Below are 22,176 nucleotides of genomic sequence, written 5' to 3' on the forward strand. Positions count from 1 at the left end.
TGCGGGTTCCGGCCATGTCGAGGGTGCCGCGGATACCCCGGATTCCGGTACGTCCGGCGCCACACAGCACCCGCGTACCGCCCTCGTACCGCGACAACGAGAGCTCATGGCCCGGGCCTTGATAGCGTCGCCCACGCGACTACGGACCGCTCCCTTCACGGAGTTGTGACCGCGGTGGGCCCGGACGGACGTGGCACGGAAAAGGACCGACTCACATGAGCCTCGCTCAGCTGCACTACACCTCCGCCGCGGCCGGGGACGGGGAGCCCGGCGGACGGTTCACCGCCGTCGATCCCGCGATACCCGGGCCGGTACGCGCGGAGGCCGGGCAGCTCCTCCGGTACGAGCCTCCGGCAGGGACCCCGGGCACCTCTGGGATACCTGGGGCACCCGGGCGTCTCACGGATGCCGAACTGCGCGCACTGCCGGTCGCGTTCAGCTTCAGCGCACTGTCCGACGGCAGTCATCTGCTCGGCCGCACCGTGGCCGTCGGCTCCGGAGCGTTCCACGCGCACGGCGTACACCTGCCGGCCGGGACGCCGCTGCCGGGCGGTGCGCTCCCGGTCGCCGCATGGGGAGCCGCGGGCTGGCTGGCCTCCACACCTGACCGTGTGCTGCCCGATCCGCTGACCGCGCGCTCCACCTCACCGTCCGCCTCCGGCGGCCTCTCCCGCGAGGGGCTGGGCGACTTCGCCGTGTCCCGTAGCCCTTGGCTCGCGGCCGTACTCGCCGACCTGCGCCGGGTGAGCGAGGATCCGTCCGCGCCGCCGGTCGTCCTCGTCGAGCGCCACAGCGCGGACGTGGCCCGGTGGGTCGCACTGGCCGCCGCCGTACTGCCACGGGAACACGCCGAACGACTGACGTTCACCACGTACACCCGGCATCCGGAACGCGCGTCGCACCAGGTGATCGGCGTACTGCCGCAGGACGCCCCCGACGCGGGCGACCACCGCTTCCGGGTGCACGCGAGCACCGGCCCGCGCCCCGCGTCTCCCGTCGACGACGCCTGGGCCGGGACCGCTGCCCGCATCTGGCGCAGCCGGGCACCCGAGCTCTTCCGGGACGCGGCGGAGCTGCCGGGCGAGCCCTTCGCCGCCGGGCCGCTCGCCGTGACAGCGCTCGGCGCCGGCATCGCGCTCGGGTCCAACGAGCGTGCCGCGGCGGCTGATTGGGCGGCTGAACGGCCGTATGCCCTGGACGAGAAGCAGACCCGGCAGCTGACCGACGCGCTGACGGCGCCCGCCGACGACCGGACGGCCGCCGAATGCGCCTCCGCGCTCCGGCTGCTCACGGCCCTCGACGGCCGCTCCCCCGCCGCTGTCACGGCGCCCTTGGCCGCGCTGCTGGTGACGGAGGCGGTACGGGGCACCGATGTCGCCCTCGAACCGCCCCCGCGTTCGGCATTCGCCGAGCCGGCCGGGGAGCGTGCCGTCGCCGCGCTGGTCACGGAGCTCGGCGAGGACCTGCTGGCGGAGCTCGCGGCCGGAGTTCCGCGGGGTGTCGCGCGGACCGTGCAGGTGCTGCGGATCGTGCGGCTGCTCGGCATGGACTGTGCGGATCTGCTGCCCGGTGTCGTGGGCAGGCTGGCGCGTGCGCTGCTCGACGACCCGGAGGCCGGCGCCTGCCCCGCGCTGCTCGACCTGCTGGACGAGCAGTTCGACGTGCGTACGGCGCTGCTGGGCGAGCTGGACCGGCTCGCGCCGGACGACCCCGCCGGGACGGAGCGGCTGTTGGTCCGGGTCGCCCTGCCGTTCACAGGGACGCAGGCGCTGCCGCATCTGCGGATGTGTGCCGGGGCTCCCGGCGCCAAGGCCCGCGGCGCCGACCGGGTGATGGTCCTGCACACGGTGCTGCGGGCGGCCGGCATGTCCCCGTTCGCCGAGCCGCTGGTGCTGCGGACCGCAGTGGGCCTGGTGTGGGGCGAGGACACCCCGACGGCGGGCGAGGCGCGTTCGCTGCTGGGCGAGACGACGTCGGACGCGCACCGGACGGCCGGCACCTGGAGGCATCTCGTCGCCGCCGCGCTCGCCGCGCCCTTCGACGACGAGGCCGCCCCGGAACTCGCCCACGACCTTCTGCGCAGCTTCCCGCAGGACATCGGCGCCCGGGTGCGTGCCTCGCTGCTGCTGCTGGACTTCGCCCGGGACGTCCGCTCCGGTGCGGTCGAGCCCGGCTGGGCGGAGCGGGCCAGGTCGCTGCGCGCCCTCGCCGAGCCGGTGGAGCCGCTGGTGCTCGAGCACGCCCACGGTGCCCTCGCCCAGCGGCTGCTCGCCCCGGACCGGCCGGAGGCGGAGCTGTACGCGTTCGTGCACAGCGGGGACGAGGACCTGATCGCGGCCTACGGCAGGGTCGCCCGCCGCGACGAGGTCCTGACCCGGCTCCGGGCCGAACCCGCTTACGTGGCGGACTGTTTCACCGTGTGGACCGCACACCCGCACGCCGGCGACGCCTGGACCAGGACCCGCACCGCCCTGCTGGACGAGGTGCTGCGCCCGGCGGTGCGCGCCCTGTCTCCCGACGGGGTCGCGGCAGTGGAAGGGGCCGTCGAGCGCGAGGTCAACAGCCGCACGCTCGAGGCCTTCCGCACCTGGAACCGCCGGCCGTCCCGCTCGATCGGGCGGCTGGGCAAGCGGATCGTCGGGCGGGTACGCCGGGGGTGAACCGGGCGGTCCGGCACCCGGGGGTACCGGACGCGGCGGGTGATCCGGGCGGTCCGGCACCCAGGGGTACCGGACGCGGCGGCTCAGACGTTGGGCACCTTGAGCTTGTCCCAGCTGGCCTTGCCCGGAATGCCGTCCGCGCCGCTTCCCGAGTAGCCCAGCTTGCGCTGCCAGGCGGCGTACGACGTGCGGTCCGCCTCCGACCAGGCGGGGCCCGGGCCGACCTCGTACGTTCCGCAGCCCTCGGCCACCAGTCTCCTCCCCATCGCCGTGATGACGGCGCTGCTCCGGCCCGCCCGGAAGTACGCCGCACCGGGGAACGGCTCGTACTTCGGCGCGGGCGGCTCGGAGGGGCCGTCCGGCTGTCCGCCGAGGCGTGCCTTGATCCGGCTGCGCATCGAGTCCATCGTGAACCCGCGCGGGTCGATCTTCCCCGGCTGCCACTCCTTGTGGCCGATCACCGAGCGGTTGTTCCAGCCGTGCGCCCGGCAGATCGCGGCGGCGGCCTTCTCGATGGCCTCCAGTTGAGCTGCCGGCCACGGGTCCTTGCCGTCGCCGAGGTTGACGCACTCGAAGCCGTAGAAGGAACGGTTGCCGTCGGTGTTGGCCTCGTTGTCGGCGGGCAGCGTCGTTTCGTCGATCACCGCGCGCAGGACGTCGTCGTCGCCGAGTCCGGCGTGGTTGGCGCGGCCGTGGCCGACCAGGTGGACCGAACCGTCCTTGGCGATCACACCGTGGCACAGCGGGCCCGGCAGGGTCGAATGGCCGTCGTAGCAGAGGTCGACGGAACTCTGGGTGCCTGAGGTCACGGTGTGATGGATCATCACCCCGTGGACGGGCCCCCACGGGCCCTTGTGGTTGCGGTTGTGCGTGCGCCAGCTCCGGTGCTCGACGACGTGCAGACCTTCGTCCCGGAGGGCCTTGAGCAGTTTGTCGGCGGACAGAGGCGTTGCCATCGTGGTGCTCCTTCTACCCAGGTGGTGCGTCATTTCTCGGGCTGTCCACCGTCGTCCTGCCCCGCCGTGAGCCCGCCCGAACCGGCGGCTCCGGCCGTCTTCGCCGCCTTGGCAGCCTTCGCCGCCGCAGGTACGGGTACCGGACGGACGGTCGCACTGTGGGTACACGGGGCCGCCCGGGCTGCGGGCCGGGGCCGGGGCGGCGGGGGTGGTGCGCCAGGTACCGTAGGGAGAACGATTTCGTGGGCCTCCTGACGGGCTGCGTACACCCAGGAGGAACACATGACGACGAACCGCGGACGCAAGGACGTCATCCGGGACCGGATGGCCGCGACCGGCGAGTCGTACAACGTCGCCGCGCGCAATCTGAAGGCCATGAAGGACATGGGCGCGACCCGCGAGGCCAGGCTGATCCAGCGCTGGCAGCCCGCGGAGTCGCTGGACGTGCCCTGTCCGTGCGGCGGCACGTGCGAGCCGGGCGAGACGTGCGACCACTGCCATGCCAGGCACCTGCACGTGAAGCGGTATCCGGGCAGCGTCACGGACGTGGAGATCTGGGCCGACCGCTACGAGTGCACCGGCTGCTCGTCCTCGTACACGCTGACCGTGCGGCTGGCCGGCCGGCCGTGGGGCGTCGCGGAGACGGTGGTCCAGGGCGGGTCCGCCGAGGAAGTCGTGCGGGCCCGGGTGTTCCCCGGCGTCGCGCACCCGCTGCTGCGCCCCGAGACGTCCGCGGAGCCCGACGAGGACTGACCGGCGGCGCCCGCAGAGTCCCAGGAGGACCGACCGCGGCGCCGCCCCGTCTCCGTGCTCAGCCCTCGTCCGGCGCCAGGGTCAGCGAGATCGAGTTGATGCAGTAGCGCTGGTCCGTCGGCGTGGGATAGCCCTCGCCCTCGAAGACGTGGCCCAGGTGCGAGCCGCAGCGGGCGCAGCGGACCTCGGTACGGGCCATGCCCAGACTGTTGTCCTGGATCAGCTCGACCGCGTCGGTGTCCTTCGGGTCGTAGAAGGACGGCCAGCCGCAGTGCGACTCGAACTTGGTGTCGGAGCGGAACAGCTCCGCCCCGCATGCGCGGCACGAGTAGACGCCCGCGGTCTTGGTGTCGGTGTACTCACCCACGAACGCGGGCTCGGTGCCTGCCTTGCGCAGCACCGCGTACTCGGCGGGGCTCAGCTCCGCCCGCCACTGCTCGTCGGGCTTCTCGACGTCGTACGACACGGTGGCTCCTCAGCTCGACAGGTGGTCCAGGATCTGCGGGCCGAGGTCGGTGACATCGCCCGCTCCCATCGTGAGAACCAGATCGCCCGGCTTCGCCATTCCCGCGATGACGGCGGGGATCGCCGCCTTGTCGTGGACGGCCGTGACGTCGGCCCCGGCCGCCTTGGCGGCGTCGACGATCAGGGTGCTGGTGATGCCCGGGATCGGGTCCTCGCGGGCCGGGTAGATGTCAAGGACCACCGAGGCGTCGGCGAGGGCCAGGGCCTGGCCCATCTCGGTGCCGAGCTCCTGGGTGCGGGAGAAGAGGTGGGGCTGGAAGACGACCAGGAGGCGGGCCTCGGAGGCCGCGCCGCGCATGGCTTCCAGGTCGGCGGTCATCTCCGTGGGGTGGTGCGCGTAGGAGTCGATGACCTGGACCCCCGCGGCCTCGCCCTTGAGCTGGAGACGGCGCTTGACCCCGGTGTACTTGCCGATGGCGGAGGCCAGGTTGTGCGCCGGGATGCCGAGGGCGACACCGGCGGCGAGGGCGGCGACCGCGTTGTGGGCGTAGTGGCTGCCGGGCACGGAGACCGTGAAGGTGAGGTACTTGGCGCCCAGGACGACGGTGACCTCGCTCGTCAGCCCGCGCGGGGTGACCTTGTGGACCCGTACGTCGGCGGTGTCGGACTCGCCGTAGGTGACGACGTTGAGCGAGGAGATGTCGCGGACCCGCTGGACCAGCTCCACCGCGCCCGGCTGGTCTGCGGAGATGACCAGGGTGCCACCGGGGACGATCTTGCCGACGAACGTCTCGAAGGAGTCGTAGATCTCCTCCATCGACGCGTAGTTCGCGTGGTGGTCCAGCTCGACGTTGAGGACGATCGCGACCTCGGGGTCGTACTTCTGGAAGCTGCGGTCGCTCTCGTCCGCCTCGGCGACGAAGATGTCGCCGCCGCCGTGAGCGGCGTTCGTGCCCGGACCCTCCAGGTCGCCGCCGATGGCGTACGAGGGTTCGAGGGCCAGCTCGGACAGGGCCACGGCGAGCATCGACGTGGTGGTGGTCTTGCCGTGCGTACCGGCGACCGCGAGGGAGCGCAGACCCTGCATCAGGGCGGCGAGCGCGTCGGAGCGGTGCACGACGGGCACGGACAGCTCGGCGGCGCGGACCAGCTCGGGGTTGTCCGGGCGGATGGCGCTGGAGACGACCACGCAGGACGCGTCGTCCGCCAGGTGACCGGCGGCGTGCCCGATGTGGACGGTGACCCCCAGCGCCCGCAGGGCCTCGGCGGTGGCGGACTCCTTGGAGTCGCTGCCTGCCACCTTCGCTCCTCGCTGGGCGAGGATCTTCGCGATGCCCGACATCCCGGCGCCGCCGATGCCGATGAAGTGCGGCCGTTCAAGGGCGGCAGGAATACCGGGTGCCATGCGTGTGTCTCCCGAAGGTGTGACGTCGATGTGGTCCGCCCAGCCTATTCGCTGTGCGCGAAGAGCTTGAGCACCGGTACGCCGACCTTGTGACGGGCCCGGGACGCCCAGTCGCGGTGGAAGAACTCCTCCACGTAGTGCGGTGCGGTCAGCACGATGACCTCGTCCGCCCCCGCGTCGTCGACCACGGTCTTCAGCTTGTCCAGGGGGTGGTCCTCGATCACTTGTCCGACGGCCTCGGACCCTGCCTTGCGCAGTTCCTGGAGCGAGTACTCCAGGGCGACCGCGGCGGGCTCCTGCGCCGCCCTGCCCTCCGGCTCATCGCCCTCGCGGACCGCTTCTCTCAGTTCGCCGAGCGCCACGTCGTCGATCGCCCGCAACAGGACATCGGCCTGGTCACCGCGTGGCTGCATCAGTACGACGAACGAGATCCGCTCCTCACCGTGGAGGGTGGTGACGAACTCCACGTCCTCGGGAGTGAGGGGCTTCTCGATCATCAAAACGCTTGTGAACACGGCAGGCGCCCTTCCGTTTCATCTCGTCGGCCCTGGACGGCCGCTGCTGCTGAAACCATCCTTCCCCGCAATTGCACGAGGTCTGCAGGACTAAGTGTGCCCATCCGAAGCTAACCGGAACGGAAAATTCCGCTACGTGTCAGATCTTCCCGTACCGGGTGAAGAGGAATCCCGACTCTTCCAGCAGGGAGGTGAGGAAGAAACGTTCCGGCAAGGTCACCCCGGGGCCTCCCGCGATGCGCTGCGCATCCCCGGCGGTGAGCATCGGGGACACGGTCAGACAGAGCTCGTCCAGCACCCCGGCCGCCACGAACTGCCCCAGCAGCCGGGGGCCGCCCTCCGTGAGCAGCCGGGTGAGGCCGCGCGCGCCCAGCTCCGCAACCGCCCGCGCCGGCTCGACGCCGGCGCCGTCCCCGGCGATCAGCACCTCGGCACCCGCGTCCCGGGCCGCATGGATCCGGTCCGAGGGTGCCGCCGCCCCGGTGATCACCAGGGTCGGGACCAGGGGGGAGACGAAGAGCGGGAGCGAGAAGTCCAGGTCCAGGCTCGCGCTCACGACGGCGATCGCGGGGGCGGGGCCCTGCCCGGCCGCCGCGCGCCGGGCGGCGAAGGCATCGCGGGCCCGGGCGGGCCGGTAGCCCTCCAGCCGCACTGTCTCCGCGCCGACGACGATCACATCGGCCAGCCCGCGCAGCGTGCCGAAGATCCGCATGTCCGTCGCACTGGAGATGCCCTGGGAGCGGCCGTCGTGCTGGGCCGCGCCGTCCAGGGTGGAGACCATGTTGGCGCGCAGCCAGGGGCGGCCGCCCTCGGGGTAGGCGTAGGCGTCGGCCAGCTCGTCGAGTGTCCACTCGCGATCGCTGGTTGCGGATGTCCTCCCGGCCGCCATTTCCGGGTCCGCGATTGTCAGGTCCGTCACAGGGAGCAGGCGTCGCATGCCCCGCAGTCTGGCACGGCCCTTAAGGTGGAGAGTTGTGTCGTCCTCCACCGCCGTGCCGGGGCAGAGCCCCATAGCCGAAACGGCCCCGCAGTCCCTGTGCGCCCTCGAGCCGCGCGTCCCCGCCGACCGCCTGGTCGCGGAGATGGTGCCGCCGCCGCGCTTCGACGCGGTGCGCTTCGATACGTACGTACCCGACCCGAACCAGCCGAGCCAGACCGAGGCCGTCAAGGTGCTCAGCGCTTTCGCCGGTGGTCTCGGCGGGGCGCACGCCAGTGGTGCGGGCAGACGCAAGTGGTTCAGCAAGAAGCCCGCGCCGCCCACCGGCCCGCGCGGGGTCTATCTCGACGGCGGATACGGCGTCGGCAAGACCCATCTGCTGGCCTCCCTCTGGCACGCCACTCCGGCCGCCCCCTCGCTCAAGGCCTTCGGCACGTTCGTCGAACTGACGAACCTGGTCGGCGCGCTGGGCTTCCAGCAGACCGTGCAGACCCTGAGCGGCCACCGGCTCCTGTGCATCGACGAATTCGAACTGGATGACCCGGGCGACACGGTTCTGGTGTCGTCGCTGCTCAGCAGGCTCGTCGAGGCGGGTGTCGCGCTGGCCGCCACGTCGAACACCCTGCCCGGCAAGCTCGGCGAGGGCCGTTTCGCCTCCGCCGACTTCCTCCGCGAGATCCAGGGGCTGTCCTCGCACTTCCGGCCGTTGCGGATCGACGGCGAGGACTACCGTCACCGCGGGCTGCCCGAGGCCCCGCCGCCGTACTCCGACGAGCAGGTCACCAGGGCCGCGTACGCCACCCCGGGCGCCGCCCTGGACGACTTCCCCGGCCTGCTCGACCATCTCGCCCGGGTCCATCCGAGCCGCTACGGAGCGCTGACCGACGGCATCACGGCGGTCTGCCTGACCGATGTGCAGCCGGTGCCGGACCAGTCGACGGCGCTGCGTCTGGTGGTGCTCGCCGACCGGCTGTACGACCGCGAGGTCCCGGTGCTCGCGTCCGGTCTTCCGTTCGACCAACTGTTCAGCGACGAGATGTTGAACGGCGGGTACCGGAAGAAGTACTTCCGGGCGATCTCCCGACTGACGGCACTGGCGCGTGACGCAAAGGGACTGGTGGCGCAGTAGGTTCGGGGGCGTACCGCGTACGAGGAGCCTCACAGCCCCTCGTACGTCCCGTATAACCGCGCACACCGTTTGAAGGGATCCAGCATGGCTACCACGCGTCAGGCGCACACGGTCTGGGAAGGCAACCTGCTCGAGGGCAAGGGCGTTGTCACCCTCGACTCCTCCGGGATCGGGGAGTTCCAGGTCTCCTGGCCGTCCCGCGCGGAGGAGGCGAACGGCAAGACCAGCCCGGAGGAGCTCATCGCGGCCGCGCACTCCAGCTGCTTCTCGATGGCTCTGTCCAACGGCCTGGCCAAGGCGGGCACCCCGCCGACCAAGCTGAACACCCAGGCGGACGTCACCTTCCAGCCCGGTACCGGCATCACCGGCATCCACCTCACCGTGGAGGGCGAGGTCCCGGGTCTGGACGAGGCGGGCTTCGTGAAGGCCGCCGAGGACGCCAAGGTGAACTGCCCCGTCAGCCAGGCGCTGACGGGCACGACGATCACGCTCAGCGCTTCGCTGGCCTGATCCCACCTGCCCTGGGGGCCACGTCCGTCCCTGCGGCACATCGAGGCACGGTGGCCCGCATGGTTCCCGCGCGACACTACGCGTGGTACACACATGCGGGTCACTGCACCTGTCCGCCAACAGGGAGTTGCCTCATGTCATCAGCACCTCAAGGACACGCGACACGACGACAGGTCCTGGCCGGCACCGGCGCGACCGCCGCCTCGATCGCCTTCGCCGGGGCCTTCACCGAACTCTTCGCCGGCACCGCCGCCGCCCGGGGCCACGGCGACTACGGCCCCCTCGTGCCCGACCCCGACGGACTGCTCGATCTGCCGAGGGGTTTCCGCTACCGGGTCCTCTCCCGGGAGGGGGACCCCCTCCGCTCCGGCGAGGGCCGGGTCCCGAGCAACCACGACGGTATGGCCGCCTTCGCCGGCCGCCGGGGCCGGGTCCACCTCGTGCGCAACCACGAGAACCGGCCCACCGGCAAGATCGGCGTACCGACGGTCGAGGGACTCACGTACGACCCGACGGCCAAGGGCGGCTGTACGGCCCTGGAGCTCGACAGCCGGGGGAACGTACTCGGGGAGCGCGTCGCCATCGCCGGTACGGCGGTCAACTGCGCGGGCGGCCCGACCCCGTGGAACACCTGGCTGACCTGCGAGGAGACCGAGGACAAAGCCGGCACCAACGGCTACACCAAGGACCACGGGTTCATCTTCGAGGTGGACGGCGCCGATCCGCGCCGTACCGGAGCCGTACCGCTGACGGCGATGGGCCGCTTCCAGCACGAGGCGATCGCGGTCGATCCGAAGAACGGGATCGTGTACGAGACCGAGGACGCGTTCCAGCAGCCGTTCGGGCTCTTCTACCGCTTCCTCCCCGAGAAGCCGCTCGGCGGCACAGGCTCGCTGCGGGCGGGGGGCGCGCTCGAGGCCATGCGGGTGCCCGGGGTACCCGACCTGTCCGCCGTCCAGGAGACCGGGGCGAGCTTCGACCGGATCGAGTGGGTACCCGTCCCCGATCCCCAGGCCGTCGGGACTCCGATCCGGCTGCAGGACTTCGGCCCGAAGGGCATCACGCACGCCCAGAAGCTGGAGGGCTGTTACTGGGGCGGTTCGTCCGTCTACTTCGTCTCCAGCTTCGCCCACAGTTCGGAGGGGTCGGCGGCCGACCACTTCGGCCAGGTCTGGCGGTACGAGCCGAAGCGGCGCCGGCTCACGCTGGTGGTGGTCTTCGGCCCGGACTCGGACATCCAGCTGCCCGGCGAGTCCCCGGACAACATCTGCCTGGCCTCCGACGGCGGGCTGATGGTGTGCGAGGACGGCGGCGGCGCACAGCATGTCCTCGGGGTGACCCGGCGCGGCGAGGTCTACCCGATGGCGCGGGGGCGGCAGAACATCGGAACGGCCGAGGAGCCGGAATGGGGCGAGTTCGCCGGGGTGACGTTCTCGCCGGACGGCGAGACGATGTTCTTGAACTGCTACACGCCGGGGACGACGTTCGCCGTGACGGGCCCCTGGCGCTGAGCGGCCGGTAGCTGGACCGGGGCCGGGCAGCACGCCGCTGCCCGGCCCCGGTGCGTTGCGGCCGGGCCGGACACGTCGGCTCCGGGACCTGTAGACCGGAGCGCCGGAGCCCCGGGGTGCCGGGGTGCCGGGGTGCCGGGGTGCCGGGGTGCCGCGAGGAGTTGTTGACCACCCATCAGCTAACGTCCTTCAGTGATCAAATCAGTTCGTACGATGACCCTGCTGACGATTCTGAGTGCGGTGCTCGCAGGCTGCGGGACACCGGAGGCCGCCCGCACCCATGCCCTCGGGCCCTCGGCCGCCCCGAGCCCGAGCCACGCGGCGAAAGCGCAGGGCACGCGATCGAAGCCGCCCACGATGGCTCCGGGGCCGGCCGGGCTCACTCCCGTCTTCGAGCGCCGCTCCGACGGATCCGGTCGACGGAACGGCCAGGCAGGCAGCACCGACAAGGTCGTGGCGTTCACCTTCGACGCGGACATGACGGCAGATCAGGGTCCGCGCGCCGCCGCGGGCGAGCACTTCGACAACCCGGGTCTGGTCACGCTGCTGCGTCGGCTGAAGGTGCCTTCGACGGTCTTCATGACCGGTCGGTGGGCCCAGGAGTACCCGGTCCAGGCCCGCTCGATCGGCACGGACCCGCTGTTCGAGGTCGCCAACCACTCGTACAGCCACTACGCCTTCTCCTCCCCCTGCTACGGGCTGCCGACCGTCGCGAAGGGCGACATGCGCGGCGAGGTGGAGAGGGCGTTCACCGCGATCCGGAAGACGGGGGCGCGCAACGTCGTGCCGTACTTCCGCTTTCCCGGCGGCTGTTACGACGACGCCTCGCTGAAGGCCCTGGCGGCCACCGGGGTGACGGCGGTCCAGTGGGACGTCGTCAGCGGCGACGCGTTCGCCACGGACCCGGACGCGGTGGCCGAGCAGGTACTGGCGGGCGTGAAGCCGGGCTCGCTGGTCGTCATGCACTGCACGCGCAGCGCGGCGCCGGTCACCGACGAGGCCGTGCGGCGCGTGGTCCCCGAGCTGCGCGCGCGGGGTTACCGCTTCGTCAAGGTCTCCGAGCTGATGCGGGGCTGAGGGCCGATTCAGCCAGAGCAGGCGGTGCGCCCCGCCTCCTGCCACTCGCAGACGGGGCAGAGGGTGCTGCCCTTGGTCGCCTCCGGGTACTCGGTCGGCTTCCGGCACAGCACGCACTCGGCGTACGGCGGGCCCGAGTCGACGGGTGCGGGGGCCGGCGCGGGCGTCTCGCAGTACGCATCGTCCATGCCTGCGAGCGTACTCACCCGCGCAGTGAAGTGAGCCGAGAGGTGACGGCGGCCACCGCTGCGGCGATGACAGCGGCCCCGACCAGCGGAAGGACGGGGACCGGGACGGTCCCGGCCGACGAACCGGTGACCAGGCTCGTCACCGCGTACCTCGCGGGTGAGCCGCCGGCCACCAGGGCGAGCAGGCTCCCGAACACGGTGGCGACCAACGACCAGCCGTGGCGCTGCAGCAGCGGCCGGGAACAGAGCGCTCCGACCGCCGCTCCCAGCAGGGCGCAGCAGACGGCGGCGAGCAGGCCGGCGCAGGCTGCGGGCAGGATCGGCAGGTCGACGGTTCTGTCGGTGCTGGTCGGCCTACTGATGAGGAGTACGATCCCGTCGGCCACGACGCCCAGGGCAAGTGCGGATCCGAGGGCGGTGAGCAGGGCGGCGCAGTGGACCTGCGGCTGCCCGGCGGCGGCGGCCGCGACCGTCCGGGCGGCGGGCGGTTCCTGGGTGACGCAGAGCCGTACGAACCACGCGGCGACGGGCAGCAGAGCGGCGGCCGCGTAACCGAGCGAGTCCAGCAGGGGTTGCCCGGCCCCCACACCGACGCCGAGAAAGGTCGCGTAGAGGAGGACGGGCGCGAGCCAGCGCTGCGAGCGCGCCAGCAGTCCGGCCTGATAGCGCGTCAGAGCAGCCGTGGCGCCCCGGCGTGCGGGCCGGGGCGCCGGGGACGACGCGATGACCGGGACGGGGGCAGGGTCCGGGAACTGTGTCACTGCCACGGCCCGGTCCGCTGCCGCACTGCGGTCCGGGGCCAGATCCGGGGTCGGTGCCGCACCGCGGTCCGGGGCCAGATCCGGGGCCGGTGCCGCACCGCGGTCCGGGGCCAGATCCGGGGCCGGTGCTCGGCCCGGTGCCCCAGCCCGGTCCGGGTCCCGGTCCCGCGTGACCGCCCGGTCCGTGAGCGGGATCGGCGCGACCTCGGCGATGTGCCAGGGCGGGCGGGCCGCGAGCAGGACCCGCAGGGCAGCGTCCGAGTGTGCCGCGGTGACGGTGAGGCGCACCCGTTCCGTGGCGTCGCCCCCGGTCCGTTCCACGGCGAGCGCACCCCGGAGTCCGGGCGGGAGGGCTCCGCCCGCCGGACCTGTCGCGTCGATCCGCACGCGGGGGCCGGGCTGTGCGAGCGGAAGCGGGAGCCCCGCCGGGGCCAGGGTGCGGCCTTCCAGCCGGTACGCGGCATCGACGCTGCCGGCCAGGCGGCGCGGATCGTGGTCGACGAAGGCGACGGTGGCCCCCGCCAGGACCCGCTCGCCGACGGCCCGGTCCAGTTCGTCCCGGGCCCCGGTGTCCAGGCCGGTCCATGCCTCGTCCAGGACGAGAAGGTCCGGCTCGGCCAGGAGCGCCTGAGCGACGGCGACCTTCTGGCTGGTGCCCTTGGACAGCTCAGAGAGCGGTGTACGGGCGTACTCCGCCGCACCGAAGCGCGTCAGCCACTCCTGAGCACGCGAGGCCGCCTCGGCGGTCCGCAGTCCGTGGATCCGGCCGAGGTGGACGAGGTAGCCGGCCGCCGTGAAGGGCAGGGCGGCCGGAAAGCGCTCGGGGACGTACGCCGTACGCGCCCTGCCCGTGATCCGCCCCTCGGACGGCACGTCGATGCCGGCGAGCAGCCGCAACAAGGTCGATTTGCCCGTCCCGTTGGCGCCCTCGATCCGGACCAGGCCGCGCGTGGGCAGCACCAGATCGACCCCGCGCAGCACCCAGGCGCCGCGGAGGCCGTACCGGCGGCCCACCCCGTGGAGGTTCAGTTGGCCGACGCCTTCTCCGGCTTGAGCTCGCTGGGCCGTACGATCACGAACCCCTCGCCCTGGAGCATCAGCTGGACGGCCTCTCCCGAACCGCCGCGCACCATCGAGCCGAAGCTCTGCGAGCGGTGCAGCGAGGTGGAGAGCTGGGCGCTCCAGCCGACGACCGCGTCCGTGTCGACGTACACCGGCTGCTGGGCGGTCACGGGTATCACGATCGGCTGGCCGTCACAGATCAGGCCGAGTTTGCCGTAGCCGCTGAAGACGCTGTTGAAGAGGCCGCCGCCGGTCATGCCGGCACCCTTCACGGTCTTGATCTCGTACGAGAGGCTCGCGTCGAAGCAGAGGACGTTGCGGCCGTTGATGGTCAGGACGTCACCCTGTTCCATCTCGACGATGAAGCAGTTGGCCGCCTCGTGGGCGAACCACGCCTCGCCCTGGCCGCGGACCGCCATGAGCGCCAGCCCCTCGCCGGTGACCGCGCGCTTGAGCATGCCGCCGAGGCCCTGGCCCTTGCGTTCGAACTGAAGACTGCCGCGGAAAGCGATCATCGATCCCTGACGCGCGTGCATCTCACCGTTGACGGCGTACTTGATGGACTTGGCGTTCTGCAGGGACATACCGGGGGCGGTGGCCTGCTGGGCCATGTGCTCGCTGGAAAAGAGATCGCTCTTCATGCCGTGCATCCTCACCCGGAGCCCTTCGTTCCGCCAAGAACCGGTTTGCGGGGGCCTGGCAGACTGGGCTCCGTGAGCAGCGACGACCTTCCCGAGTCCCTTCCCGCAGATCCTGCGGACAGTCCGTTCCGCACCGAGCCGACGGCGCGCGACGAGGCACCTCAGTTCGTGCTGCCCCTGGTGGTGCACATCGAGAAGACGGATCCCCCGGCACGCACCGACGCGCTGCGGACCGCCGCCCGCGCGGTGCTCACGATGCTCTCCGACGAACGTTCGCTCGGTGAGGGCGAGTGGGCGCAGCTCATGCGGGACTGGCAGGACGCCCGGATCCGCAAGGTGGTGCGGCGGGCACGCGGTGCGGAGTGGCGCAAGGCGTCCGCGCTGCCCGGGATCACGGTCACGGGCGAGCGGGCCGAGGTGCGGGTGTACCCGCCGGTGCCTCTGGACGGCTGGCCGAAGGAGCTTGCCAAGCTCCAGGTGTCGGGCACGGACCTCGACGATCCGGAGCCGCCGGCCGCACCCGACGGTACCGGCCCGGTGCTCTGGCTGAATCCGGAGCTCGGCATGTCGGCGGGCAAGACGATGGCCCAGGCCGGGCACGGCGCGCAACTCGCCTGGTGGGAGTTGTCGGACACGGAGCGCAAGGCGTGGCGGGAGGCGGGTTTCCCTCTCTCCGTGGCGACCCCTGCCCCGGGCCGCTGGAGCGAACTCACCGTGAGCGGCCTGCCGGTGGTGCGCGACGCCGGGTTCACGGAGATCGCGCCGGGGTCCTGCACGGTGGTCGCGGACCATCCGGCACTGCGCCGCTGAAGATCACTCGCCCTCCTGCTGAACATCCCTGCGCCGAAATACGTACCTCCGGGTACTGCCGCACCGCCATTACCGACGAGTAGGTTGAATCACGAGTCAGTTGGCGGTTGGTTCAGAGCTGCCACGTATCGGCCCGGGAGACACTCTTGTTGCGACGCATCAACGGAACGGCCCTCATCATCGCGGCACTTGTCGCCACACTCGGCGCGCTCGCCTATCCCGTCTGGTCGTACGCCGACCGCTCGGGGACCGGCGAGGCCAATCTGAACGCGTCCAGTGTCGCCACCCAGTGGGGCCCGCTCTCAGCGACCGACCGGGACTTCCTGGTCAAGGTGCGCCTCGCCGGACTGTGGGAGCTGCCGGCGGGACAGCAGGCCATCGAACGCGCCCCGAGCGAGGCGGTGAAGGAGGCGGGCGACCACCTGGTGGTCGGGCACACGGATCTGGACCGGCGGGCGCGGGACGTGGCCGCCAAGCTCGGCGTGGAGCTGCCGAACCAGCCGTCGGACATCCAGCAGGGCTGGCTGCGCGAGCTGACGGCGGCGAGCGGCCAGGAGTACGAGCGCAAGTTCGCCAATCTGCTGCGCAACGCGCACGGCAAGGTCTTCGCGCTGGTGGCCCAGGTCCGGCACACCACGCGCAACTCGCTGATCAGACAGCTTGCCTCGGACGCCAACCAGACCGTCCTGGACCACATCACCATGCTGGAGCGCACCGGGTTCGTCGACTTCGACGGCCTGGCCCGCGAGGCGGCGGGCGCGTCGACCGCCAGCCCCTCGGGCCCGCCCGTGTCGAACGGAGGAGTCCCGCAGGTCCCGGTGCCGGTGACACCGACGGGGGACCAGTCGTTCACCTCGCGCCCGGTGCCGCCCACGATGGAGCCGCTCCCGCAGCCGTAGGCCCCGGGAACCTCAAATCAAGCTCTGAACGTCCCCCTTTTCGGATTCACCGCCGCGTGGCGGGGCCATGACCCCTGCACGGAGCGACGGACCGAGGAGGGGGACGGATGAAGCTGGGAACAGGAATCGGCTGGCGGCCTGAGATCGAGGACGCCATCGAGGCGCTGCCCGGGATCGACTGGGTCGAGGCGGTGGCGGAGAACATCTGCACCGACCACCTCCCCGCGTCCCTCGCCCGCCTCAGGGAGCGCGGCGTCACCGTCGTCCCGCACGGCGTCTCGCTGGGCCTCGGCGGGGCCGACCGCCCGGATGCGGGCCGCCTCGCCGACCTGGCGGCGCGGGCCACCCTGCTGGGCGCGCCGCTGGTGACGGAGCACATCGCGTTCGTACGGGCCGGAGGGCCGCTCACCGCGTCGCCGGGGCTGGAGGCGGGGCACCTGCTGCCCGTGCCGCGGACCTGGGACGCGCTGGAGGTGCTCTGCGAGAACGTGCGGATCGCCCAGGACTCGCTGCCCGTGCCGCTGGCCCTGGAGAACATCGCCGCGCTGATCTCCTGGCCGGACGAGGAGCTGACCGAGGGGCAGTTCCTCGCGGAGCTGGTCGAGCGCACCGGCGTACGGCTGCTGATCGACGTCGCCAATCTGCACACCAATCACGTCAACCGGGGCGAGGACCCGGCGAAGGCCCTCGACGAACTGCCGGTCGAGGCCATCGCGTACGTCCATGTGGCGGGCGGCACGGAGAGGGACGGAGTCTGGCACGACACGCACGCCCATCCCGTCACGCAGCCGGTCCTGGACGTGCTCGCCGAGCTCCGCTCCCGAATCGATCCGCCCGGCGTGCTGCTGGAGCGCGACGACGACTTCCCGCCGACCGCGGAACTGGCGGGCGAACTGGCCACGATCCGCGCCACGCTGGCCGGGGCGGCCGACGTGCCGGCACCCGTGCGACGGCCGCCCGCGCGGTCCCAGGAACCGGCCGGCCGGGCCGCAGGTGCCCGCGACCGCGTCGCCGTCGCCCAGACCGCACTGCTCTCGTCGCTGGTCGCCGGCACGCCCGGGCCGGAGGGCTTCGACCACCGGCGCCTCGGTGTGCAGAGCCGCGCCCTGGCCGCCAAGCGGGCCGAGGTCGTCGCCAAGGTGGCACCCGAGCTCCCGGAGATCCTCGGCGACGGCTACCGGGGCGCGTTCCTCGCGTACGCCAGGACCCGGCCCATGTCCGGCGGTTACCGTCGTGACGCCCTGGCCTTCGCCGAGCAGCTGCTCGTCGCGGGGGCTCCGGCCGACGACGCAGCCCGCCGCAGGCTGACTCACTGGTGGCAGGACCGCGCGGCCGCGCGGCCGCCGCGCCGCGGCACCCGTCTGGTCCGGGCAGCCCGTACCGCTCTCATGGGAAGGTGACCCCGATGAACGCCCTTGCCCTTGCGATGACCGTCGCCGTGGTGGTCTCCTCGACGCTCCTGATCGTCGCGACCCGCAAGGCCGGCCGCAGCGGCGCCGGCCCCGACGCGTACGTGCACGACCTCTCCGAGGCCGCCTTCCTCAACGGCGGTCCGGCCAGGGTCGTGGACACCGCGCTCACCGCCCTGCACACCGACGGGCGACTGGCCATCGGCGGTCCGGGCATCGTCGCCGTACAACGCCCGGAGGCCCGGGACGCGGTGGAGCGTGCCGTGCTCCAGGAGCTCGGCGCCGCCCCGAGCGGCGCCCTGCACACGCTGCGGCAGGCCGTGATGCGGCATCCGGCGGTGCAGGAGATCGGCGACGGTCTGGCGGCGCGCGGGCTGCTGGTCGCACCGGAGGAGAACCGGACCCGCCGCCGGTGGGCCATCGCCCAGCTGTCGGTGTGCCTGGTGGCCGGGCCCGTCAGCCTTCTGCTGACGTTCCTCCAGTACGTCCTGCACGAGGGCTACGCGGACGTTCCGGTCCCGTTCATCGTGAAGGTGCTGCCCGCACTCGCCGGCGGGGCCCTGGTGGGCGGCCTCACGGCCGCGTCGGCCAAGGCCCGGATCACCCGGGCGGGGCGCCGGGCCGCCGACGGCTACACGGCCGCCCACGCCTACGTGGGCGACCCGGCCCACCTGGTGGCCACACGAGGGCTGGGCGCCCTCCCCGACCCCGCGCTCCAGGGGCAGTTGCTCGCAGCCGCGCGCCACCTGCCCGCCAGGCGCTCCTCGTCGTCCTTCCGGACGTCCTCCTCCCCCTCGACGGACTCCTACGCCGCGAGCACCGCGCTCCTGCCGGTGATGTGGTGCGCCGGGTCGAGCCCCGGCGGTGGCGGGGGCTGCGGAAGTTCCAGCGGGGGTGGCGGCCACGGGTCGGGGTCGTCCTGCAGCTCCGGATCGAGCTGCAGCTCCGGATCGAGCTGCGGCGGATCGAGCGGCGGGTCGAGCTGTAGCAGCAGCAGTGGTTCGAGTTGCAGCAGCAGTGGTTCGAGCTGCGGCAGCAGTTCCTGAACGCATGGTTTCGGCCACCGATGACCGTCCGTGACCACAATTCGTCCATATCGTGAACAGCCCATGGCGCCCACACGCCCGTCTCGCATAGAACTCCGCCATGCTCTGGGTCTTGTTCCTTCTGGTCGCGTGGGGCGCGGCGGCCATCTCCTGCATCCGGCTCTGCCTCGTCACCGCAGGTACGGCCCAGCGGCCGTCAGAGGCCGGGCGCGAACCCGCCCCTCACGAACTCAACCTGTACGAGACGGCCTTCCTGGCCGGCGGCCCGCACCGGGTCGCCGACCTGGCACTGGTCTCCATGCACCTGCGGCGCCGGCTGCTGCTCGCCCACACGGGCTGGGCGACGGTCGTCGACCCGGAGGGCAGGGACGAGGTCGAGCGCACGGTGATCCGTGCGATCGGCCCGGAGGGGCAGTCCCGGATAGCCCCGATACGGGCCGCTGCCGCGGCCGCCGAGGCCGTACGCGCCCTCGCCGACCGGCTCGTCGCGGCGGGCCTCGCCGTACCGCACGGGACCCGGACGTCCCTGGGGTCCGCGGTGCGGGCGGTGCGGGGTGCGGCGGCGTTGGTGGTGGTGCTGGCCGCTGCCGCCGCGCTGATCCCAGGTCAGGACCCCGGGTACGCGGGTCCGGTGGTGGCCTGGTTCGGGCTGCCGCTCGTCCTCACGCTGGGCTGCCTGGCCATAGCCCGTGTCGAGAACCATCCGTACAGCCCGTGGGCCTCGCCGTCCGGGCAGCGGTGGCTGGACTCGCTGCCGGCCCCGGCGCACGGAGCGGACCGCGACCTGCTGGCGGCGGTGGCGGTACGGGGTGTGGGGGCCGTCGAGGACCCGGAACTGCGTGCGGCCCTGCGCAGCGGCCGCACGGCGCATTCGGGCCAATGAACGCCCCAAACGCACCGGCCGCTCACCGGCCGTGAAAAACGAGAAGCGGCGGCCTGCGGGGAGGTATGGCTGACTCCCCCGCAGACCACCGCAGTTCGCCGGTCCGAGGCCGAAGTGGCCCCGGAGCCGGACCCGGTGTCGCTGGAACGGCGGGCGGCGTCATTGCACGCCGTTGCCCGCCAACTGATCTTCCGGGTCGGGTGATCGGAAACGCTGGCTATGCGAGCCCGGCCACCAAGTCTGCGACGGACTTCCTGCGCCCGGTGTAGAACGGGACTTCTTCGCGCACGTGCAACCGCGCCTCGGAGGCCCGCAGATGACGCATGAGGTCGACGATGCGGTACAGCTCGTCGGCCTCGAAGGCGAGGACCCACTCGTAGTCGCCGAGCGAGAACGAGGCGACGGTGTTGGCACGCACGTCGGGGTAGCCGCGGGCCATCTTGCCGTGGTCCGCGAGCATGCGGCGGCGGTCCTCGTCCGGCAGCAGGTACCAGTCGTAGCTGCGCACGAAGGGGTACACGCTGATGTAGTCGCGCGGGGTCTCGTCGGCCAGGAACGCCGGCACGTGCGACTTGTTGAACTCGGCGGGACGGTGCAGCGCCATGTTCGACCAGACCGGCTCCAGTGCCCGTCCCAGCCTGGTGCGCCGGAAGAGGTTGTACGCCTCCTGCAGTTCGTCGGAGGTCTCGGCGTGCCACCAGATCATGAGATCGGCGTCGGCGCGCAGACCGGACACGTCGTAGGTGCCGCGGACCGTGATGTCCTTGGCTCCGAGCTGGTCGAACAGCTCCTGGACCTCGTCGGCGTAGCCGGCGCGGTCGGCGGGGAGCACATCTCGCAGCTTGAAGACGGACCACAGCGTGTAGCGGATGACCTCGTTGAGGTCCTTGGCCTTCTTACCGGCGTTCGGAAGCTTCTCTGGCGCACTCATACGGCTATTGTCCCGCCTCGCTCCGAGTGCCCTGAACCGGGGGCGGCGTGGCGATGATCTCCCCCGCGCTCCCCGGCGTGATCCCGTCGGCGGTCCTCCCCGTCAGGTCCTGTACGACCTCGTCCACGGCCCGCCGGGCGCTCGCGATGCAGGCGGGGATCCCGACCCCGTCGTACACCGCGCCGCACACCCGCAGTCCCGGCAGCTTGGCGACCTCGTCGCGGATCCGGGCGACGCGGGTCAGATGCCCGACGGGGTACTGCGGCAGGCCGCCGATCCACCGGGTGACCTCCGTGTCGACCGGCGAGGCCGTGAGCCCGGTCGCGGCTGCGAGGTCGCTCCGCGACACGTCGACGAGCTCGGAGTCCTCACGGTGCAGGTGCTCCTCCTCGCCGTAGCGTCCGACGGACGTGCGCAGCACGAAGAGGCCGGGGTCGGCATCGGCGGCCCACTGCCACTTGTTGCTGGAGAAGGTCGACGCCTTGATCGTGCGCCCGTCGACCGGCGGTACGAGGAATCCGGAGCGCCCCCTCAGCGCTTCGGTACCGGCGATGTCGGAGCGCCGGAAGGCCATGGTGATCAGGGCCATCGAGGCGTACTCGACCGCGGCCAGGTCGGCCGAGGCGGCCGGGCACTCGGCGGCGAGCAGCGTGGACGCGGACCAGGCGGGGGTGGCCAGGACGATGCCGTCGGCGGAGATCACCCGGGTGTCCGTGCGTACGTCCCAGCCCCGGGCACTCCGGGTCAGCCCGAGTACCGGGGTGGCGGTGAGGATCTCCGCGCCCCCGGCGCGTACGGCGTCGGCCACGGCGTCCGGCAGGGTGCCGATGCCGCCGTCGATGCCCTGGAAGACCGGTCCGGTCTGCTGCCGGGCGGCGGCCCTCTCCTGGATGCGGAGCACACCGTCGAGGAGCGAGCCGCCCTCCTTCACCGCCGCGAAAAGCTGCGGTACGGCGGCACGCATCGAGATCCGGTAGGCGTCGCCCGCGTACACCCCGCCGAGCAGCGGCTCCACGAGCCGGTCCACGACCTCGCGGCCGAGCCGGTCGGCGACATAGGCACCGACCGCGACGTCGTCGCCGACGGTGGTCGGGGTGAGGTCGCGCTCCTGGGCGATCCTGGCCAGCCCCTCCGGCGAGAGCACACCGCCGAGGGCGGCCGGGTCGCCGGGCACGCCCATGACGTGTCCCTTGGGCATGGGGCGCAGGGCGTCACGCGTCCAGAGGGACGCGGTGGCGGTGGCGGGCGGCTGCAGCCGGTCGCCGAGGCCGACGGCGGTGGCGAGCTCCACCGCCTCCGGGCGCCGCGCGAGCATCGACTCGGCACCGAGGTCGACCCGGGTGCCGGCGACCTCGCCGGTCATCAGCTTGCCGCCGAGCCGCTCCGTCGCCTCCAGGAGGGTGACCCGCAGACCGGTGGAGAGCAGCCGGTGGGCGGCGGCCAGTCCGGCGATGCCGCCGCCGATGACGACGACATGACCCGTACGCGTGTTGTCGCGCTGAAGAGAACCCTGCATGGGTCCACTCTCTCAAACCCGGACCGAGTCCCGACCGTGACCGCTTCGAAACCGCTGACAGGCAACCCTCACAGGCCCCTCGTACGTCGAACCGGCACCATCATCAACGGCC

General features: G+C 72.3%; 21 protein-coding genes and 1 pseudogene. 11 read left to right on the top strand and 11 right to left on the bottom strand.

Features of this window, described 5'->3' with window-relative positions; genetic code table 11:
* Nucleotides 1–215: 215 nt before the first annotated feature.
* A complete protein-coding gene (locus OG844_RS17195; RefSeq protein WP_406391257.1) occupies nucleotides 216–2,660 on the top strand; it encodes a GTPase-associated protein 1-related protein in 2,445 nt (814 codons plus the stop codon).
* An 83-nt stretch (nucleotides 2,661–2,743) separates the two neighbouring features.
* Here OG844_RS17195 and OG844_RS17200 read toward each other — a convergent pair whose 3' ends face one another.
* Entirely contained in the window at nucleotides 2,744–3,616 is an 873-nt protein-coding gene (locus tag OG844_RS17200; RefSeq protein ID WP_406391259.1) for a peptidoglycan-binding protein, read from the bottom strand.
* 282 nt (nucleotides 3,617–3,898) lie between these two features.
* Between OG844_RS17200 and OG844_RS17205 the strand changes: the two genes are divergently transcribed.
* Complete coding sequence (locus OG844_RS17205; RefSeq protein WP_406391260.1) at nucleotides 3,899–4,369, top strand: hypothetical protein; 471 nt, start codon at nucleotides 3,899–3,901, stop codon at nucleotides 4,367–4,369.
* A 58-nt stretch (nucleotides 4,370–4,427) separates the two neighbouring features.
* On the opposite strand, the gene msrB is transcribed toward OG844_RS17205, so the two are convergent.
* The 4 genes from msrB to OG844_RS17225 form a co-directional block, all read right to left on the bottom strand.
* Entirely contained in the window at nucleotides 4,428–4,835 is a 408-nt protein-coding gene (gene msrB, locus OG844_RS17210; RefSeq protein ID WP_406391262.1) for a peptide-methionine (R)-S-oxide reductase MsrB, read from the bottom strand.
* A 9-nt stretch (nucleotides 4,836–4,844) separates the two neighbouring features.
* Nucleotides 4,845–6,239: a UDP-N-acetylmuramate--L-alanine ligase gene (gene murC / locus OG844_RS17215; RefSeq protein ID WP_406391264.1), complete on the bottom strand. Its 1,395-nt coding sequence runs from the start codon at nucleotides 6,237–6,239 to the stop codon at nucleotides 4,845–4,847.
* 44 nt (nucleotides 6,240–6,283) lie between these two features.
* Complete coding sequence (locus OG844_RS17220) at nucleotides 6,284–6,736, bottom strand: indole-3-glycerol phosphate synthase (protein WP_406391265.1); 453 nt, start codon at nucleotides 6,734–6,736, stop codon at nucleotides 6,284–6,286.
* A gap of 157 nt (nucleotides 6,737–6,893) precedes the next feature.
* Complete coding sequence (locus tag OG844_RS17225) at nucleotides 6,894–7,691, bottom strand: pyrimidine reductase family protein (RefSeq protein ID WP_406391267.1); 798 nt, start codon at nucleotides 7,689–7,691, stop codon at nucleotides 6,894–6,896.
* Between the two features lie 37 nt (nucleotides 7,692–7,728).
* Here OG844_RS17225 and zapE point away from each other — a divergent pair, with 37 nt between their 5' ends.
* The 4 genes from zapE to OG844_RS17245 all read left to right on the top strand — a co-directional run bounded on the left by zapE (nucleotide 7,729) and on the right by OG844_RS17245 (nucleotide 11,918).
* Complete coding sequence (zapE, locus tag OG844_RS17230; protein WP_406391269.1) at nucleotides 7,729–8,820, top strand: cell division protein ZapE; 1,092 nt, start codon at nucleotides 7,729–7,731, stop codon at nucleotides 8,818–8,820.
* Between the two features lie 84 nt (nucleotides 8,821–8,904).
* The gene (locus OG844_RS17235) at nucleotides 8,905–9,330 is read left to right on the top strand and encodes an OsmC family protein (protein ID WP_351171086.1); all 426 of its coding nucleotides are present in this window, start codon (nucleotides 8,905–8,907) and stop codon (nucleotides 9,328–9,330) included.
* A gap of 134 nt (nucleotides 9,331–9,464) precedes the next feature.
* Nucleotides 9,465–10,841 (top strand): alkaline phosphatase PhoX, encoded by a 1,377-nt coding sequence (locus OG844_RS17240; RefSeq protein ID WP_406391271.1) that lies wholly within the window; start codon nucleotides 9,465–9,467, stop codon nucleotides 10,839–10,841.
* A gap of 213 nt (nucleotides 10,842–11,054) precedes the next feature.
* Nucleotides 11,055–11,918, top strand: coding sequence for a polysaccharide deacetylase family protein (locus OG844_RS17245; RefSeq protein ID WP_406396167.1), 864 nt, complete (start codon nucleotides 11,055–11,057; stop codon nucleotides 11,916–11,918).
* An 8-nt stretch (nucleotides 11,919–11,926) separates the two neighbouring features.
* Here the strand turns inward: OG844_RS17245 and OG844_RS17250 are convergent, their stop codons facing one another.
* The 4 genes and pseudogenes from OG844_RS17250 to OG844_RS17265 all read right to left on the bottom strand — a co-directional run bounded on the left by OG844_RS17250 (nucleotide 11,927) and on the right by OG844_RS17265 (nucleotide 14,570).
* Complete coding sequence (locus OG844_RS17250; RefSeq protein ID WP_406391272.1) at nucleotides 11,927–12,106, bottom strand: hypothetical protein; 180 nt, start codon at nucleotides 12,104–12,106, stop codon at nucleotides 11,927–11,929.
* Between the two features lie 14 nt (nucleotides 12,107–12,120).
* Nucleotides 12,121–12,831, bottom strand: a complete 711-nt coding sequence (locus OG844_RS17255) for an ABC transporter (protein ID WP_406396168.1) — start codon at nucleotides 12,829–12,831, stop codon at nucleotides 12,121–12,123.
* 681 nt (nucleotides 12,832–13,512) lie between these two features.
* Nucleotides 13,513–13,881: pseudogene (locus OG844_RS17260) on the bottom strand (ATP-binding cassette domain-containing protein); the annotation flags it as partial.
* An 11-nt stretch (nucleotides 13,882–13,892) separates the two neighbouring features.
* Complete coding sequence (locus OG844_RS17265) at nucleotides 13,893–14,570, bottom strand: AIM24 family protein (RefSeq protein ID WP_406391273.1); 678 nt, start codon at nucleotides 14,568–14,570, stop codon at nucleotides 13,893–13,895.
* Nucleotides 14,571–14,642: 72 nt separating this feature from the next.
* Between OG844_RS17265 and OG844_RS17270 the strand changes: the two genes are divergently transcribed.
* The 5 genes from OG844_RS17270 to OG844_RS17290 all read left to right on the top strand — a co-directional run bounded on the left by OG844_RS17270 (nucleotide 14,643) and on the right by OG844_RS17290 (nucleotide 19,617).
* Nucleotides 14,643–15,380 carry a peptidyl-tRNA hydrolase gene (locus OG844_RS17270; protein ID WP_406391275.1) on the top strand — a complete coding sequence of 246 codons (738 nt, stop codon included), beginning with the start codon at nucleotides 14,643–14,645 and terminating at the stop codon, nucleotides 15,378–15,380.
* A gap of 149 nt (nucleotides 15,381–15,529) precedes the next feature.
* Nucleotides 15,530–16,279 (top strand): DUF4142 domain-containing protein, encoded by a 750-nt coding sequence (locus OG844_RS17275; RefSeq protein ID WP_406396169.1) that lies wholly within the window; start codon nucleotides 15,530–15,532, stop codon nucleotides 16,277–16,279.
* A 107-nt stretch (nucleotides 16,280–16,386) separates the two neighbouring features.
* Nucleotides 16,387–17,679, top strand: a complete 1,293-nt coding sequence (locus OG844_RS17280; RefSeq protein WP_406391277.1) for a DUF692 domain-containing protein — start codon at nucleotides 16,387–16,389, stop codon at nucleotides 17,677–17,679.
* A gap of 5 nt (nucleotides 17,680–17,684) precedes the next feature.
* On the top strand, nucleotides 17,685–18,734 hold the full coding sequence (locus OG844_RS17285) for a TIGR04222 domain-containing membrane protein (RefSeq protein ID WP_406391278.1): 1,050 nt from the start codon (nucleotides 17,685–17,687) through the stop codon (nucleotides 18,732–18,734).
* 100 nt (nucleotides 18,735–18,834) lie between these two features.
* Nucleotides 18,835–19,617 carry a TIGR04222 domain-containing membrane protein gene (locus OG844_RS17290; RefSeq protein WP_406391279.1) on the top strand — a complete coding sequence of 261 codons (783 nt, stop codon included), beginning with the start codon at nucleotides 18,835–18,837 and terminating at the stop codon, nucleotides 19,615–19,617.
* Nucleotides 19,618–19,834: 217 nt separating this feature from the next.
* On the opposite strand, the gene hemQ is transcribed toward OG844_RS17290, so the two are convergent.
* Nucleotides 19,835–20,548, bottom strand: coding sequence for a hydrogen peroxide-dependent heme synthase (gene hemQ, locus OG844_RS17295; RefSeq protein ID WP_329206337.1), 714 nt, complete (start codon nucleotides 20,546–20,548; stop codon nucleotides 19,835–19,837).
* 4 nt (nucleotides 20,549–20,552) lie between these two features.
* Nucleotides 20,553–22,064: a protoporphyrinogen oxidase gene (gene hemG, locus OG844_RS17300; RefSeq protein WP_406391281.1), complete on the bottom strand. Its 1,512-nt coding sequence runs from the start codon at nucleotides 22,062–22,064 to the stop codon at nucleotides 20,553–20,555.
* Nucleotides 22,065–22,176 lie beyond the last annotated feature (112 nt).

The sequence above is a fragment of the Streptomyces sp. NBC_00887 genome (assembly GCF_045207585.1).